The sequence below is a fragment of the uncultured Sphingomonas sp. genome (assembly GCF_913778135.1).
GTDB lineage: Bacteria > Pseudomonadota > Alphaproteobacteria > Sphingomonadales > Sphingomonadaceae > Sphingomonas.
In genome coordinates, this window is the sequence record NZ_CAJYVU010000095.1 from 1 (window position 1) to 14,402 (window position 14,402).

Genomic DNA, 14,402 nt, shown 5'->3' on the forward strand with positions numbered 1-14,402 from the left:
TCGAGGAAGATGAGGATGCGATTTCGCTGATAGTCGTGCAGCGCATATTGAAAGGCGAGGGGCCCCGCGACCGCGATTCCGAGCGCACCGCCGACGAACAGGCGCATCGGGACGCCCGCCAGAAACATCACCGCGATGCCGCCGCCGGTAACCATCAGCGCGGTGCCGAGATCGGGCTGTTTGGCGATGAGCGCGGCGGGGATGCCGATCAACAGGCAGGCAGGCCAGATCGCGCCAAAGCGCCGCGTCTCGCCCGGCGGGAGCATGTCGTAGAAGCGCGCGCAGGCCAGCACGATGGCGGGCTTCATGAATTCGGACGGTTGCAGCTTGATACCGACGTCGAGCCAGCGCTGGCTGCCGCCGCGCACCGCGCCGACCAGCTCGACCAGCACCAGCGCGATGACGATGACGACATAGGCTGGCAGCGCAGCGGATCGCCAGACGCGTTCGGGCACGTAGGAGACCGCCAGCGCCATGCCGAGCAGGATGAAGAAGCGGATGCCTTGCGATAGCGCCCAGGGTTGTAGGGAGCCGCCGGCGGCGGAATAGAGTACGATTTGGCCGAAGGTGCCGATCGCAATAATCAGCAAAATGACGCGCCAGGGCAGCCGCGCGATCGGATCGGGGATCAGATGGCCACGGCTCACTGCGTGTTGCCCGCAGCGTCGTCGGGAGAGTCGGTATCGCTCGGCACGTCGCCGTTGGCGACGGCGGGGCCCATCGCCGCCTGCGTCGCATTGGCGAGATCGGTCGCCGCCTCCACCGCGTCCGAATCGCTGGGGACGGTCGAATCGGTCTTGGTGGCGTTGGCCGCGGGCTGCGGCGCCTGGGCGGCGCGATAGGCGGCGGCTTCGGCGGCCATGCGCGTCTTGATGTCGCCGCCCCAGGTGGGTTCGACGTCAGCGAGGCTCTTCATCGCGCGGTCGCGATCGAACAGCCACGTCATGATGTCGCGGCCGATCATCGGCGTGTCGAGATTGCGGACGGTGTGGCCATTATGTTCGAGCACGACCGCGGCGGCGTAGCGGGGATTGTCGGCAGGGGCGAAGCAGACGAACAAAGCGTGGTCGCGCAGCTTGAAGGGCAATTGCCCGTTCTTGAGCACGCCCGCGCGCCGTTCCGCCATGGTGATGCGGCGGACCTGGGCGGTGCCCGTCTTCGCCGCGATGGCGACGCCCGGGATCAGCAGCCGCGCCGCGCCGCCAGTGCCGCCCTGGTTCACCACGCCGTACATCGCGTCGCGCACGATCGCGAGATGCTCCGAGGCGAGCGGCAGCGCCGGTGCGTCGAGGTGGACGTGGTGCGAGAGCAAGCTCGGCTGCAACGCGCGACCCGACGCGAGCCGCGCCGCCATAACGGCAAGTTGCAACGGGTTGGCGAGCACATAGCCCTGGCCGATCGACGCGTTCAGGCCGTCGGCGACGGTCCATTTCGTCTTGTATTTCCGCAGCTTCCATTCGGAATCTGGCACGGTGCCGTAGCGTTGCGTCGCCAGCGGCAGATCGAACTTCTGCCCCAGCCCCATCATCCGCGCGATCGGCGCGATCTTGTCGTAGCCGACACGGCGGATCATTTCGTAGAAATAGATGTCGCAGCTCTGCTCGATCGCGCCCTTCAGGTCGAGCGGACCGTGGCCCCCGCGCTTGTGGCAGTGGAAGACGCCGGTGCCGACGCGCATCGCGCCTGAACAGACGACGCGGTCATGCGCGCCGACGCCCGCAGCGAGCAGCGCGAGACCGTTCATCGGCTTCACCGTCGATCCCGGCGGATACAGCCCCTGCGTCACCTTGTTCATCAAGGGGACGTGATCGTTATCCGACAGCATCTTCCATTCAAGATGGCTGATGCCGTCCGAGAAGCTGTTGGGATCGTAGGCGGGCATCGACACCATCGCGAGCATCTCACCCGTGCGACAGTCGATCACCACCGCCGAGCCCGAATTGGTGCCGAGCCGGCGCGCGGCATATTCCTGCAGCCCGGCGTCGATCGTCAGCTTCTGCGTCTTGCCGGGGACGTCGGCACGGGTGGGCAGTTCGGCGACGACCTTGCCACGTGCGGTGACTTCGACACGCTTGGCGCCTGGCGTGCCGCGGAGTTCGCTTTCCAGCTGCTTTTCAAGGCCATCCTTGCCGAGCTTGAAACCCGGTGTGACGAGCAGGGGGTCGTGCGTCTTCTTATATTGTTCGGCGTTGGCCGCGCCGACATAGCCGGTCAGGTGCGCGACCGCGGCGCCGGCCGGATAGTTGCGCGCGAAGCCGCGCGTCGGCGCGACGCCCGGCATCTCAGGCTGGCGGACGTAGACCGCGGCGAAACGTTCCCAGTCGATGTTCTCCGCCACGGGCACGGGTTGGAAGCCGGCCGCTTTCTTCAGGTCCGCCTCGATCCGCAGCATGTCCTCGTCGTTGAGCGCGAGGAGCTTGCGTAGCGCGGCGAGCGTCGCGTCCTTGTCGACGATGCGGTCAGGAATCAGGTCGACGCGGAAGTCGGTGCGGTTGTTGGCGATCGGCTGTCCGTGCCGGTCGACGATCCAGCCGCGGCGCGGCGGAATCATCGTGTTGTTGACGCGGTTGCTCTCCGACAGGAGATTGTAGCGCTCGTTCTCCGCCACCGATAGCCAAGCCATACGCCCGACGAGCAGTCCGCCAACCCCGAGCTGCCCGGCGCCGAGCAGCCACGCGCGGCGCGAGAAGCTGAACGCCTGCATCGATTCGGTCAGGACGCGCGGACCGCGAAAGCTCATCGCGCCCGCCTCGCATCGACGCGCCCAATCAGAAAGGCGACTGCGGGAAAGATCAGCACCGACAGCATGATCTGAAAGCCGAGTGCGACCTCGACGTGCGCGGAGACCGGCGTCGCCACCAACCGACCGCCAATGAGGCAGAGCGCGATCGCGGCGGCGGCGATCGCCCAATTCTGCCAAAAATCGCGCAGGCCCGATCGTGCCTCCATCGCGCCGACGAGGAAATAGGCGAGCGTCCATAGCAGCATTGCGCTGCCGATCGGTTGCCCCGATACGATGTCATCGAACAGCCCGAGTGCGGCGGGAGCCCAGAGCCGGATCGCAAAGGGCGCGAGCAGCCGCCAGGAGAGCAGGACGAGCAGCCCGAACGGCGGTAGCAGCGGCAGGGTCGCACCGACCGGCACGATCGTCAGGAGCGACCCCGCCATGACGGTCGTCCACGGCAGCAGGCGCGCGCTGCCGAGTGGAAGCGGCTCGCGGAATAATGGCTCGGCGGCGGGCATCAGGGGGCAGGTGGGGTGGCGGTCGGTGAAGGCAATGGTGCGGCACCGGGCACCGCCGCGCGCGCCGGTAGCAGCGGCGGCGAATAGATCCGGCGAACCGACACGATGTCGAGCGAGTCGGGACGCGCGAACGGCTTGGCCGGCGCGGTTTCGGGGCCGCCGCGCAGCGCCCGCGCGACCAGCACGCCGGGGCCGAAGATCCCGCCGCTGCCAGAGGTGACGAAGAGGTCACCCGCCTTGAAATGCGCGTCGTCGGTGTCGATCACGCGAATGTCGACCAGCCCGTCGCCGCGTCCGGCGGCGAGTGCGGGCAAGCCGTCGCGCAGGCGGCGGACGGGCACGATGCTCTGTGGATCGGTCAACAGCAGCACCCGCGCGGTATTGGGGCCCGTTTCCAGCACGCGACCGACAAGGCCTTCTGGCCCCAGCACCGGCTGGCCTTCGCGTACGCCCTGCCAGCTACCGGCGTTGAGCAGGCCGTAGCGGCGCGTGCTCGTGGCGCTGCTGCTGACGATCCGCGCGGTGACGACCACCGCTGGATCAAGATCGCGGACGGCGAGCAGTCGACGCAGCCGGGCGTTCTCCAGCTGTGCCAGGTGCCCGGCGACCAGCGCAGGCCGCGCGCGTGAAGCCTGCACGGTCAGTTCGGCATTCTTGCCGTGTACGTCCCACCATGACGCGATCGCGTCGGGAATACCAGACACGCTATCGACGGCGACGGCGACTGCGCTGGACACCGGCGCAGTCACCTCAGCCACCGCGGCGCGCGCGGCGGAAAAGCCGGTCGGGTTCAGCAGCGATAGCGCGAGCAGCACCGCACCCACAACCCCGCCGGCGATGGCGAGGATGTAGCCGAAGAACACACCATATTGCGCCCGTCGCGAGAAACCCGGGCGCCGATCACGCGGCGGCGCCATGTGCGTCTTGCTCTCAGCCGCTTTGCAGGACGGCGCGGAACATCGGATCCTCCAGCGCGCGGCCGGTGCCGATCGCGACGCAGATCAGCGGATCATCGGCGATCGTGACCGGCAGCCCGGTCTCGTCGCGCAGCACCTCATCCAATCCCTGCAGCAGCGCGCCGCCACCGGTCAGCACGATGCCCTGATCGACGATGTCGGCAGCAAGCTCGGGCGCGGTATTCTCCAGCGCGATGCGGACGCCATCGACGATCGTCGCGACCGGCTCGCTGACCGCCTCGGCAATCTGCGCCTGGTTGATCTCGATCTCCTTGGGCACGCCGTTGACGAGGTCGCGGCCCTTGATGAAGACCTTCTTGCCGATGCCGTCCGCGGGCGGCTTGGCGCAGCCGAGCTCCTGCTTGATCCGCTCGGCAGTCGCCTCACCGATCAGCAGATTGTGGTTGCGGCGGACGTAGGAGACGATCGCCTCGTCCATCTTGTCGCCGCCGACGCGGACCGAAGTGGTGTAGGCGAGACCACGCAGCGAGAGCACCGCGACCTCGGTCGTGCCGCCGCCGATATCGACCACCATGCTGCCGACCGGCTCGGTCACCGGCATGTCCGCGCCGATCGCCGCCGCCATCGGCTCCTCGATCAGCCACACCTGGCTCGCACCCGCGTTCTGCGCAGCGTCGCGGATCGCGCGGCGCTCGACCTTGGTCGAGCCCGAGGGCACGCAGATCACGATCTCGGGCCAGCGCATGAAGCGGCGCTGGCCGTGCACCTTTTCGATGAAATATTTGATCATCTGCTCGGCAACGTCGATGTCCGCGATCACGCCATCGCGAAGCGGCCGGATCGCCTCGATCGTGCCGGGCGTCTTGCCCATCATCAGCTTCGCATCGTCGCCGACCGCCTTGACGCGCTTCTGCCCGTTGATCGTCTCCACCGCGACCACCGACGGTTCGTTGAGCACGATGCCGCGGCCGCGGACGTAGACGACGGTGTTCGCCGTTCCGAGATCGATCGCCATGTCGTGCGAGGACATCTTGAACAAGCGCGAGAAGATCATGTGGGATGCGTTCCGTGTGGCGCCGTTTGCCGGCGGTTCTTGCCTGTGTCGCGCCCGTCGAAGCCACGTCGGAGGCCTTCGCGTGTGCATCTTTCGGGTCGCGGGATGGCGTCGCTTGGGCTAGGGACTTCGCGGTGTCAATACGTCGTCTGCCCGAGCATTTGGTCAACCGTATCGCTGCCGGTGAAGTGGTGGAAAGACCGGCCAGTGCGTTGAAGGAGCTGGTCGAGAACGCGATCGACGCTGGCGCCTCGCGCATCGCGGTGGAGCTGTCCGCGGGCGGTGTCGAGCGGATCGCGGTCGCAGACGATGGCTGCGGCATGGCGCCGGCCGAGATCGCGCTGGCACTCGAACGCCACGCCACCTCCAAACTGCCGCACGAGGACATTGACCGGGTAGAGACGCTCGGTTTCCGAGGCGAAGCGCTGCCCTCGATCGCGAGCGTTGCGCGCGTGACGATCGAGAGTCGGCCGATGGGCGCGGAGGGCTGGTCGCGCGTGGTCGACAATGGCGCGGTAGTGCGCGAGGGGCCGGCCGCGCTGCCGCCGGGAACGCGCGTGGTGGTCGAGGGGCTGTTCGCGCGCGTGCCGGCCAGGCGCAAGTTCCTGCGCAGCACGCGCGCCGAATATGCCGCCTGTCTTGACGTGGTACGCCGGCTTGCGCTGGCGCGACCCGAAATCGCCTTCGCGGTCGAGCACGACGGGCGTCGCTCGCTGTCGGTGCCGGCGCAGCACGACCGGCCGGAGCGCGTCGCCGCGCTGACCGACCGCGCGCTCGCCGACAATGCGGTGGCGATCGACTTCGTTCGCGACGAGGTGGTGCTGGGCGGCGTTGCCGGGCTGCCAACCTTTCACCGCGGGGTGGCGGATCACCAATATCTGTTCGTCAACGGTCGCCCGGTGAAGGACCGGCTTCTGCTCGGCGCGCTGCGGGGTGCCTATGCCGAGATGATGCCGCGCGACCGGCACGCGGTCGTGGCGCTGTTCCTTGACCTGCCCGCCGATCTCGTTGACGTGAACGTCCATCCGGCGAAGACCGAGGTGCGTTTTCGTGATCCGGTGATGATCCGCGGCACCATCGTGTCTGGCCTTCGCCGTGCGCTCGATGCCGCCGGTCACCGCGCGGTTCAGCGGCCGAGCGACGACGCCCTCGCGATGTGGCGACCCGAGCCAGTCGCGACCGTCACGATGCAGGACAGTCAGCCCCGCCTGCTCGAACAACCTTCCAGCGCGAACTACCTGAACGATTATCGCCCTACCTTCATCAGCGCGCCGCCGCAGGCGCGCGCCGAGCCAGCATGGGCGCCGCCGCCACAGACTGCCGAACACCCGCTCGGCGTCGCGCGCGGGCAGGTGAGCAAGACCTATATCGTGGCGGAGGCCGCTGATGGACTGGTGCTGGTCGACCAGCATGCCGCGCACGAACGGCTGGTGCTCGAGCGGATGCGACGTGCGTTGGCGGGCGGCACCGTCGCCAGCCAGGCATTGCTGTTACCCGAGGTGGTCGAGCTGGAGGAGCCGGCGTGCGACCGGCTCGAGGCGCGTGGCGACGAACTCGCCGAACTGGGGCTGGAGCTGGAGCGCTTTGGCCCGCGCGCAATGCTGGTGCGCGCGACGCCGGCGTTGCTCGGCAGCGCGGACCCAAGCGGGCTGGTGACCGATCTTGCCGACGAGTTGGCGGCGTTCGACGAGGCGCTGAGCTTGCGCGAGCGAATCGACGCGGTCGCCGGCACGATGGCGTGCCACGGATCGGTGCGCGCCGGACGCGTGCTGTCGGTCGCGGAGATGAACGCGCTGCTGCGCGAAATGGAGGCGACGCCGCATTCCGGGCAGTGCAATCATGGGCGGCCCACCTGGGTCAAATTGGCGCACGGAGACATCGAAAAGCTGTTCGGCCGGCGCTGATCGCCTGAAATCAGGACGACATCTGGTGCATTCTGCCTATGGCGTAACATAAATTACTACGGCATCACTCCTATCCATGAGCGATATCGTAATGCCGCCCCGCGACCAGATCCTGCGTGAAGAGACGATTCGCGGCGGGATGGACCTGATGTTCTTCAGCAACACGCGGCACCTGCGCCACGCCGATGAGACGCTGGCCGCGCTTGGGCTTGGGCGGGCGCACCACCGCATCCTGTATTTTGTCGCGCGACAGCCCGGGATCAACGTCACCGCGTTGCTCGCCATTCTCGGCATCACCAAGCAATCGTTCGGCCGTGTCGCCAAGCAGTTGATCACAAAGGGATTGATGGAACAGCATGCCGGTGCACGCGACCGGCGGCAGCGGCTGATGATGCTGACTGCGGAAGGTGCCAAGCTGGAAAAGGCGATCTTCGACGAACTGCACGACAATGTGGCACGCGCCTATACTGCGGCGGGGCCGGATGCAGTGATCGGCGCGTGGATCGTAATGCAGCATCTGATGGGTGAGGAAGCGCGGGTTCAATTCCGCTCTGCGCAGGGTCTCTGACGCGGTCGCGTGGCGAGTCGTCTGGTGGGCCGGTAGCTCGTGCGCTTCGTCTGTCCCCTTTGCTGTTGCGTCATCGAGGGACGATGCGGCTGTTAATTAATCGGCAACCCTAAACCGCCTCGTGCATTTTACCGCGCAACACGTGGTCGCAGGGTGATGTTATGAAGCAGTTCTTTCCCGTCATGATGGCGTTGATCCCGTTCTCGGCCGTGGTCACCGCGGTTCTGATGAACCCCTAAGCGCGATCTACGCCGAAACGAAAAAGGCCGCTCGGTTGCCCGAGCGGCCTTTTTCGTTGCCGAAGCGGCGCGGGGCATCAGCCCTGCGCCTGCTCCTGCTGTACCTCGGCGGTGGCGCCGGGCTCCGCATTCGGGTCATACGCCTCGACGAAGCCGCCCTGGTCGCGGCCTTCCTCGAAGACCTGCTGCATGACGTCGACGCCCGACGCCTGCATCTCGGCCTCTTCGGGCGAGCGCGCGACGTTGACCTTGACGTTCACCACGACCTCGGGGTGCAGCTGCACCTTGACGTCGTACAGGCCAATCGCCTTGATCGGGCGATCGAGCACGACCTGGCTCTTCGTGACCTTGTACTTGGCTTCGTTCAGCGCCTCGACCAGATCGCGGACTGCGACCGAGCCGTAGAGCTGACCGGTGTTCGACGACTGGCGGATCAGCGTGACCTGCGCGTCCTTGAACGAACCGGCTTCCTTCTCGGCGTCGCCGCGGCGTGCCGCATTGTCAGCCTCGATGCGGGCGCGGTTGGCCTCGAACACCTTGCGGTTGGCTTCGTTGGCGCGCAGCGCCTTCTTGCGCGGCAGGAGGAAGTTGCGGGCAAACCCGTCCTTCACCTTCACTACGTCGCCGATGGCGCCGAGCTTCTCGACGCGCTCGAGCAGAATGACGTCCATGTCTGCTACTCCTTACTTCACGATGTAGGGCAGCAGGCCCAGGTGACGCGAACGCTTGATCGCCTGTGCGAGCTCACGCTGCTTCTTGGCCGATACGCTGGTGATGCGCGACGGCACGATCTTGCCGCGCTCGGACACGAAGCCTTGGAGCAGACGGACGTCCTTGTAGTCGATCCGGGGCGCATCCTTGGCGCTGAACGGGCACGACTTGCGACGACGGAAAAACGGACGGGCCATTACGCGAACTCCTCCTCACGGCGGGGGCCACGATCACCGCGGTCGCCACGATCACCACCACGCTCGCCACGGTCACCACCGCGCTCGCCGCGATCGGCACGACGCTCACGGTCGCGCTCCTGCTTGCGCATCATGACGGTCGGACCCTGCTCCAGCTCGTCGACGCGGACGGTCATGTAGCGGATGATATCTTCGTTGATGCCGGCCTGACGCTCAATCTCGGCGACGGTCTCGCCGGGTGCGTCAATCTCGAGCATCACGTAGTGAGCCTTGCGGTTTTTGGCGATGCGGTACGCGAGGCTGCGCAGACCCCAGTTCTCTGTCTTCACGACGCGACCGCCGTGGTCGGTCACGATCTTGCTGGCGTTTTCTGCCAGCGTGTCCACCTGCGCCTGTGCCAGATCCTGGCGCGCAAGGAACACGTGCTCGTAGAGAGCCATGTGCTACCTTCTATGTTGGCCGATCGCTGACGGACGCCCCATGCGCACCGCCCCTCCGGCTGTCGTCTTGAAACAAGCGAAGGGCGGAACGGATGAACCGTCCCGCCCGAAGCGTTGTGCCCTATGCCGGATCGATGCGTCCGGCGCAAGGGAGAAGGGGTTCAGCGATAGATGCGTGTCACCACGGTGCGAACGGTGCCGCCACGATCGGCGACGAGTACCGCGTCACGGCCCGAGCGAACCCAGCGATAGCCACGCGGCGGGGCGTAGAGGCCGCGACCGCGGAACTGGCGATAGTCGATCTGGGCATAACGGGGCGCGTAGCGGCGGTCGAACCGTTGGCCGGCGCGCCAGTTGCGTCCGTTGTTCGCCTGCGTCGTGACCGTGCGCTGCACGACCGTGCCGTTACGACGCTCCTTCACCGTGGTCACGGTGCGGGTCTGCGCTTCGGCGGAGGCAGCGACGATCGGCGTCAGCGCGACCGAGGCGGAAATCGCGGAAAGAATGATCTTCTTGAACATGATCTTGGCTCCCGTTGTTCGCAGCGGCATCACCCGCCGTCGAGAGCTAAATTGGGAACCGCGTGTCGCGTTCCCGTGTCGGTCGCTACACGATTTGGTCGCAAAATGTCGCAGGAACGGGTCGTTCCTGAACGAGGCGACAGAAACACGCCGGTTTGAAGCGCTGCAACCAAATTGCAAGTGGCTTTGGGCTAGGCGTGGAACCCATGAAGATCGATTACACCTTCCGCGTCGATGCCGGAGATCGCACGCGAACGCTGCCGTGGCTCCTGCTACTGCTCGGATGTGCGGCGCTCGTGCTGTGGGTCGGCTGGATCGGGTTCGAGGCGTCGGACGATTCGCTCTACTGGCAGGGCGCGATGAAGGTGATGACGCAGCCGCCGTTCGCGGGCGACAACCACTGGACGACGCGCTTTCCGCTGACGATCACCTTCGCGGCAATGCTGCACTTGTTGGGGCAGGGGTTTGCTGCCTTCGCGGTGACGGCGATGATCTTCTACGCCTGCGTCGTTGCCGTGACGGGGGTGTTCGCCGCCAAGGTCGCGGGCGCGCGCAGCGGCTGGATCGCCGCACTGCTGACCGCGACGCTGCCAGTGATCGTGAGCCACGCGACCACGGTGTCGGTCGACCTGATCGAGGCGGCAGCGCTGATCCTGGGCGTCATGCTGGTGGGCGGCGCACGAGCGGATCGGGCCGGATACATCCGCGGCGTCACGGCCGGTGTCGCGTTCGGGGTCGCGGTGCTGTGCCGTGAAACAAGCGTGTTGCCGCTCGTCGGGCTGGTGCCGTTGTTCCTGCTCGGTCGCCCGGTGCCGCGCGGCGTGCTGGTCGCGCTAGGCGTCGGGGTCGCGATCGTGCTGGGTGGCGAAGCCTTGTACCAATGGGTGCTGACCGGCGATCCGCTGCGTCGCTACACCATTGCGTTCAATCACGACGATCACATTGACCGCGCCGCGAACATGGAGGGCAATTTCCTGTTATGGCCGCCGATCGACCCGCTGCTTGTGCTGCTGGTCAACGACGATTTCGGCCTGCTGTTCTGGGTGGCGGGCGCGGCGCTTGCCCTTGGTGCGTGGCGCATGGTGCCGCTCGAGCAGCGCGGACGGATGGTGGTGCTTAGCGCGATGGCTGGTGCGATGTTCCTGCTCGTCGCGGTGCTCTACGGCAAGCTCGTGCTCAACCCGCGTTACTTCACGCTGCCCGCACTCGCCGCGGTGGTAATCGTCGCGATCTGGGCGGCGCGGCTGTCGACCTTCTGGCGAACGCTGCTGCTCGCGGCGATCGTGTCCAGCAACCTCCTGCTAATGGGCGTCGGCAACGCGCATCCGCGCTGGGTGATGGAGGCGATGGTCGAGGCGTCGGCGCAGCACCCGCGTGAACTGATCGCGGCCGATCCGCAGACGGTTCGTCGCGCGCTGATCCCGATGCTCTACGCGGGCCGCGAGAACCTGCGCTACGCACCCGCGCGGCCGGGCGGGCTCGAGATTGCGGATGTGGAGCACGCGCCGCCAGGGCAGGTTGTTGCGCGCTATCCGTCACCGCCAACAAAGGTCGGCGCCATCCTGCGCACGCTGGGGCTCGAGCCGCTGGTCCCGCACGCGATCGCCCGGCGGATGTTCGCGCCGAGCCCGGAGGCCGTGCTTGTCCGCCGCCCCAATTGACCCGAACCGTTGACCGCTTTCGCCTGCCCGCCTAGCAGCGCAGCCCTTCACGCATGGAGAGGGCGATGCGCGCATTCATTTTTCCCGGGCAGGGCAGCCAGGCGGTCGGCATGGGCAAAGCGCTGAGCGACGCGTCGCCGGTTGCGCGCGCGGTGTTCGAGGAGGTCGACGACGCGCTCGGCCAGCATCTGAGCCGCGTGATGTGGGAAGGTCCGGCCGACGACCTCACCCTTACCGAGAACGCGCAGCCCGCGATCATGGCGAATGCGATAGCGACCTTGCGCGTGCTCGCCCAAGAAGGCGGCGTGCGGCTGGCGGACAAGGCGGATTATGTTGCGGGCCACTCGCTCGGCGAATATAGCGCCTTGTGCGCGGCCGAGGCGCTCGACCTCGCTACTACCGCGCGGCTGCTGAAATTGCGCGGGCGCGCGATGCAGGCGGCGGTGCCGGTCGGCGAGGGCGCGATGGCGGCACTGCTGGGCGCCGACGTCGAGAAGGCGAGCGTGATCGCCGGCGCCGCGGTCGACTCCATTCTGGCGGAGGGCGGCGCGGAGCTGGTCTGCACCGTCGCCAACGATAACGATCCCAGCCAGGTCGTGATCTCCGGCCACCGTGCCGCGGTCGAGCGTGCGGTCGCGTTGGCGAAGGAGATGGGGGCGAAGCGCGCGCTGCTGCTCCCTGTCTCGGCGCCGTTCCACTGCGCGCTAATGGCGGACGCCGCGAGCGCGATGGAGGCCGCGCTCGCCGAGACCAACCTGCGCGCGCCGCTCGTCCCCGTCTTCGCCAACGTCGATGCCGCCGCAGTCGCCGACGCGGGCGCTATCCGTCGCCTGCTGGTGGAGCAGGTGACCGGCCGCGTGCGCTGGCGCGAGTCGGTGCTGGCGATGGCCGATGCGGGTGTGACCGAGTTCGTCGAATTCGGCGGCAAGGTGCTCGGCCCGATGGTCAAGCGCATCATCCCCGACGCGACCGTCACCAGTGTGGTGACGATGGACGACGTCGAAGCGCTGACCAAAACGCTCTGACATCCGGGCTGAGGAGAAGAAGCATGTTCGATCTTTCAGGCATGACCGCGCTGGTCACCGGCGCATCGGGCGGCATCGGCTCGGCGATCGCGCGCGGGCTGGCGGCGCAGGGTGCGCGGCTCGCGGTGTCGGGCTCGAATGCCGACAAGCTGGAGGCGTTCCGCGCGACGCTGGAGGGCGATCACGTCGCGGTACCTGCCAACCTGTCGGACGCCGCATCGGTCGACGGGCTCGTGCCCGCGGCGGTGCAGGCGCTGGGCGGGCGTCTCGACATCCTCGTCAACAATGCCGGCGTGACGCGCGACAATCTGGCGATGCGGATGAAGGACGAGGAATGGGACTCGGTGATCCGCGTCAACCTTGAGGCCGCGTTTCGCCTGATTCGTGCGGCGGCCAAGCCGATGATGAAGCAGCGCTTCGGCCGCGTCGTCTCGATCACCTCGGTCGTAGGCCAAACCGGTAATCTAGGACAGGCGAACTATGCCGCATCGAAGGCGGGGCTGGTTGGCATGTCGAAGGCGTTGGCGCAGGAGCTTGCCAGCCGCAACATCACGGTAAACTGCGTCGCGCCCGGCTTCATTCGCTCGGCGATGACCGATGTGCTGCCCGAGGCACAGAAGAGCGCGCTCGTCGGCCGCATCCCCAATGGCGATCTGGGCACCGGTGAAGACATCGCCGCCGCGGTCGTGTATCTTGCGTCAAAGGAAGCAGGCTACGTCACCGGCCAGACGCTGCACGTCAACGGCGGCATGGCAATGGTGTAAAGCGACGCAGTGAGGGGGAATGCGCCGACGCGTGGCAGGCACCGGCTAAACGTCGCACTTGTCACGAAACGCTCCCCGTTCTACCTGCGTTCAGGAAGTTACTGACCCCCCAAGAAGAAGAGGGATTACCATGAGCGAGACTGCCGACCGCGTGAAGAAGATCGTCGTCGAGCACCTGGGCGTCGAAGCCGACAAGGTGACCGAGGATGCCAGCTTCATCGACGATCTGGGCGCGGACAGCCTCGATATCGTCGAGCTGGTGATGGCGTTCGAGGAAGAGTTTGGGGTCGAGATCCCCGACGACGCCGCCGAGAAGATCACGACCGTCAAGGACGCGATCACCTACATCGACGAGCACAAGGCTTAAGGGCACGAGGGGCTGATCCCCTAACCCGGAGAGTCGAGATGTTGAGCGGCTCCCCTTCCTCGGCCAGAGGGCGGGGAGCCGTTTCAGTTTGAAAGCACCCGCGCGCGTCAGCGCTCGCGCCGGCGGGGGTGAAGAAGGAATGCCTATGCGTCGCGTCGTCGTCACCGGTCTGGGCCTCGTCACGCCGCTCGGCGCGGACGTGGAAACCGCCTGGGCCAACCTCATTGCCGGCAAGTCGGGCGCCGGGCCGATCACGCGCTTCGACGCGTCCAACCAGAAGTGCCAGATCGCCTGCGAGGTTAAGCCCAAGGATCACGAATACGGCTTCGATCCCGACCAGCGCGTCGACCACAAGGTCCAGCGCCAGGTCGATCCGTTCATCATCTATGGCATCGATGCCGCCGGACAGGCACTTGAAGATGCCGGGCTGACCCAGATGGATGAGGCGACCAAGCTGCGTGCCGGTGTCTCGATCGGGTCGGGCATCGGTGGTCTACCGGGGATCGAGATCGAGTCGATCAACCTGCACGAGCGCGGCCCGGGCCGCGTCAGCCCGCATTTCGTTCACGGGCGGCTGATCAACCTGATCAGCGGCCAGGTGTCGATCAAATACGGGCTGATGGGACCGAACCACGCGGTCGTGACCGCCTGTTCAACCGGCGCACACTCGATCGGCGACGCGGCGCGGATGATCCGCGACGACGATGCCGATATCATGCTGGCGGGCGGTGCGGAGAGCACGGTCAACCCGCTCGGCGTCGCCGGCTTCGCGCAGGCGCGCGCGCTCAACA

Annotated in this window: 16 protein-coding genes; 7 read left to right on the top strand and 9 right to left on the bottom strand. The window is 66.9% G+C overall.

Annotation, left to right across the window (positions count from 1 at the left end):
* The 5 genes from QZ847_RS08945 to QZ847_RS08965 all read right to left on the bottom strand — a co-directional run.
* A partial coding sequence (locus QZ847_RS08945) for an FtsW/RodA/SpoVE family cell cycle protein (RefSeq protein ID WP_294355684.1) occupies positions 1 to 647 on the bottom strand: 647 nt, incomplete at its 3' end.
* A complete protein-coding gene (mrdA, locus tag QZ847_RS08950; protein WP_294355686.1) occupies positions 644 to 2,740 on the bottom strand; it encodes a penicillin-binding protein 2 in 2,097 nt (698 codons plus the stop codon). The genes QZ847_RS08945 and mrdA, both read right to left, overlap by 4 nt.
* Positions 2,737 to 3,243 (bottom strand): rod shape-determining protein MreD, encoded by a 507-nt coding sequence (gene mreD / locus QZ847_RS08955; RefSeq protein WP_294355689.1) that lies wholly within the window; start codon positions 3,241 to 3,243, stop codon positions 2,737 to 2,739. The genes mrdA and mreD overlap by 4 nt, the downstream gene beginning before the upstream one ends.
* Positions 3,243 to 4,160, bottom strand: a complete 918-nt coding sequence (gene mreC / locus QZ847_RS08960; RefSeq protein ID WP_294355692.1) for a rod shape-determining protein MreC — start codon at positions 4,158 to 4,160, stop codon at positions 3,243 to 3,245. The genes mreD and mreC overlap by 1 nt, the downstream gene beginning before the upstream one ends.
* A gap of 13 nt (positions 4,161 to 4,173) precedes the next feature.
* Entirely contained in the window at positions 4,174 to 5,214 is a 1,041-nt protein-coding gene (locus QZ847_RS08965) for a rod shape-determining protein (protein ID WP_019515020.1), read from the bottom strand.
* 134 nt (positions 5,215 to 5,348) lie between these two features.
* On the opposite strand from QZ847_RS08965, the gene mutL reads away from it, so the two are divergent.
* Together mutL and QZ847_RS08975 are read left to right on the top strand one after the other, a co-directional pair.
* On the top strand, positions 5,349 to 7,118 hold the full coding sequence (gene mutL, locus QZ847_RS08970) for a DNA mismatch repair endonuclease MutL (RefSeq protein ID WP_294355717.1): 1,770 nt from the start codon (positions 5,349 to 5,351) through the stop codon (positions 7,116 to 7,118).
* A 76-nt stretch (positions 7,119 to 7,194) separates the two neighbouring features.
* Complete coding sequence (locus QZ847_RS08975; RefSeq protein WP_294190724.1) at positions 7,195 to 7,686, top strand: MarR family winged helix-turn-helix transcriptional regulator; 492 nt, start codon at positions 7,195 to 7,197, stop codon at positions 7,684 to 7,686.
* Positions 7,687 to 8,002: 316 nt separating this feature from the next.
* Here the strand turns inward: QZ847_RS08975 and rplI are convergent, their stop codons facing one another.
* The 4 genes from rplI to QZ847_RS08995 form a co-directional block, all read right to left on the bottom strand.
* Positions 8,003 to 8,596, bottom strand: a complete 594-nt coding sequence (gene rplI / locus QZ847_RS08980) for a 50S ribosomal protein L9 (protein WP_019515016.1) — start codon at positions 8,594 to 8,596, stop codon at positions 8,003 to 8,005.
* A gap of 12 nt (positions 8,597 to 8,608) precedes the next feature.
* Complete coding sequence (gene rpsR, locus QZ847_RS08985; RefSeq protein WP_010163758.1) at positions 8,609 to 8,833, bottom strand: 30S ribosomal protein S18; 225 nt, start codon at positions 8,831 to 8,833, stop codon at positions 8,609 to 8,611.
* Entirely contained in the window at positions 8,833 to 9,273 is a 441-nt protein-coding gene (rpsF, locus tag QZ847_RS08990) for a 30S ribosomal protein S6 (protein ID WP_294190723.1), read from the bottom strand. The genes rpsR and rpsF overlap by 1 nt, the downstream gene beginning before the upstream one ends.
* Before the next feature lie 161 nt (positions 9,274 to 9,434).
* The gene (locus QZ847_RS08995; RefSeq protein WP_294355720.1) at positions 9,435 to 9,794 is read right to left on the bottom strand and encodes an RcnB family protein; all 360 of its coding nucleotides are present in this window, start codon (positions 9,792 to 9,794) and stop codon (positions 9,435 to 9,437) included.
* A gap of 206 nt (positions 9,795 to 10,000) precedes the next feature.
* On the opposite strand from QZ847_RS08995, the gene QZ847_RS09000 reads away from it, so the two are divergent.
* From QZ847_RS09000 to QZ847_RS09020, 5 genes are all read left to right on the top strand, one after another.
* Positions 10,001 to 11,455: a glycosyltransferase family 39 protein gene (locus QZ847_RS09000; protein WP_294355723.1), complete on the top strand. Its 1,455-nt coding sequence runs from the start codon at positions 10,001 to 10,003 to the stop codon at positions 11,453 to 11,455.
* A gap of 65 nt (positions 11,456 to 11,520) precedes the next feature.
* The gene (gene fabD / locus QZ847_RS09005) at positions 11,521 to 12,480 is read left to right on the top strand and encodes an ACP S-malonyltransferase (protein WP_294355727.1); all 960 of its coding nucleotides are present in this window, start codon (positions 11,521 to 11,523) and stop codon (positions 12,478 to 12,480) included.
* 23 nt (positions 12,481 to 12,503) lie between these two features.
* A complete protein-coding gene (gene fabG, locus QZ847_RS09010; protein ID WP_294355728.1) occupies positions 12,504 to 13,244 on the top strand; it encodes a 3-oxoacyl-[acyl-carrier-protein] reductase in 741 nt (246 codons plus the stop codon).
* 130 nt (positions 13,245 to 13,374) lie between these two features.
* Positions 13,375 to 13,611, top strand: a complete 237-nt coding sequence (locus QZ847_RS09015) for an acyl carrier protein (protein ID WP_017979028.1) — start codon at positions 13,375 to 13,377, stop codon at positions 13,609 to 13,611.
* A gap of 145 nt (positions 13,612 to 13,756) precedes the next feature.
* Positions 13,757 to 14,402: beta-ketoacyl synthase N-terminal-like domain-containing protein (locus QZ847_RS09020; RefSeq protein ID WP_294355733.1), on the top strand; the 646-nt coding region annotated here is incomplete at its 3' end.

Coding starts and splice junctions, on each gene's coding strand:
- mrdA (WP_294355686.1), bottom strand. CDS start 2,740: ATGAGCTTTCGCGGTCCGCGCGTCCTGACCGAATCGATGCAGGCGTTC.
- mreD (WP_294355689.1), bottom strand. CDS start 3,243: ATGCCCGCCGCCGAGCCATTATTCCGCGAGCCGCTTCCACTCGGCAGC.
- mreC (WP_294355692.1), bottom strand. CDS start 4,160: ATGGCGCCGCCGCGTGATCGGCGCCCGGGTTTCTCGCGACGGGCGCAA.
- QZ847_RS08965 (WP_019515020.1), bottom strand. CDS start 5,214: ATGATCTTCTCGCGCTTGTTCAAGATGTCCTCGCACGACATGGCGATC.
- QZ847_RS08975 (WP_294190724.1), top strand. CDS start 7,195: ATGAGCGATATCGTAATGCCGCCCCGCGACCAGATCCTGCGTGAAGAG.
- rplI (WP_019515016.1), bottom strand. CDS start 8,596: ATGGACGTCATTCTGCTCGAGCGCGTCGAGAAGCTCGGCGCCATCGGC.
- rpsR (WP_010163758.1), bottom strand. CDS start 8,833: ATGGCCCGTCCGTTTTTCCGTCGTCGCAAGTCGTGCCCGTTCAGCGCC.
- rpsF (WP_294190723.1), bottom strand. CDS start 9,273: ATGGCTCTCTACGAGCACGTGTTCCTTGCGCGCCAGGATCTGGCACAG.
- QZ847_RS08995 (WP_294355720.1), bottom strand. CDS start 9,794: ATGTTCAAGAAGATCATTCTTTCCGCGATTTCCGCCTCGGTCGCGCTG.
- QZ847_RS09000 (WP_294355723.1), top strand. CDS start 10,001: ATGAAGATCGATTACACCTTCCGCGTCGATGCCGGAGATCGCACGCGA.
- fabD (WP_294355727.1), top strand. CDS start 11,521: ATGCGCGCATTCATTTTTCCCGGGCAGGGCAGCCAGGCGGTCGGCATG.
- fabG (WP_294355728.1), top strand. CDS start 12,504: ATGTTCGATCTTTCAGGCATGACCGCGCTGGTCACCGGCGCATCGGGC.
- QZ847_RS09015 (WP_017979028.1), top strand. CDS start 13,375: ATGAGCGAGACTGCCGACCGCGTGAAGAAGATCGTCGTCGAGCACCTG.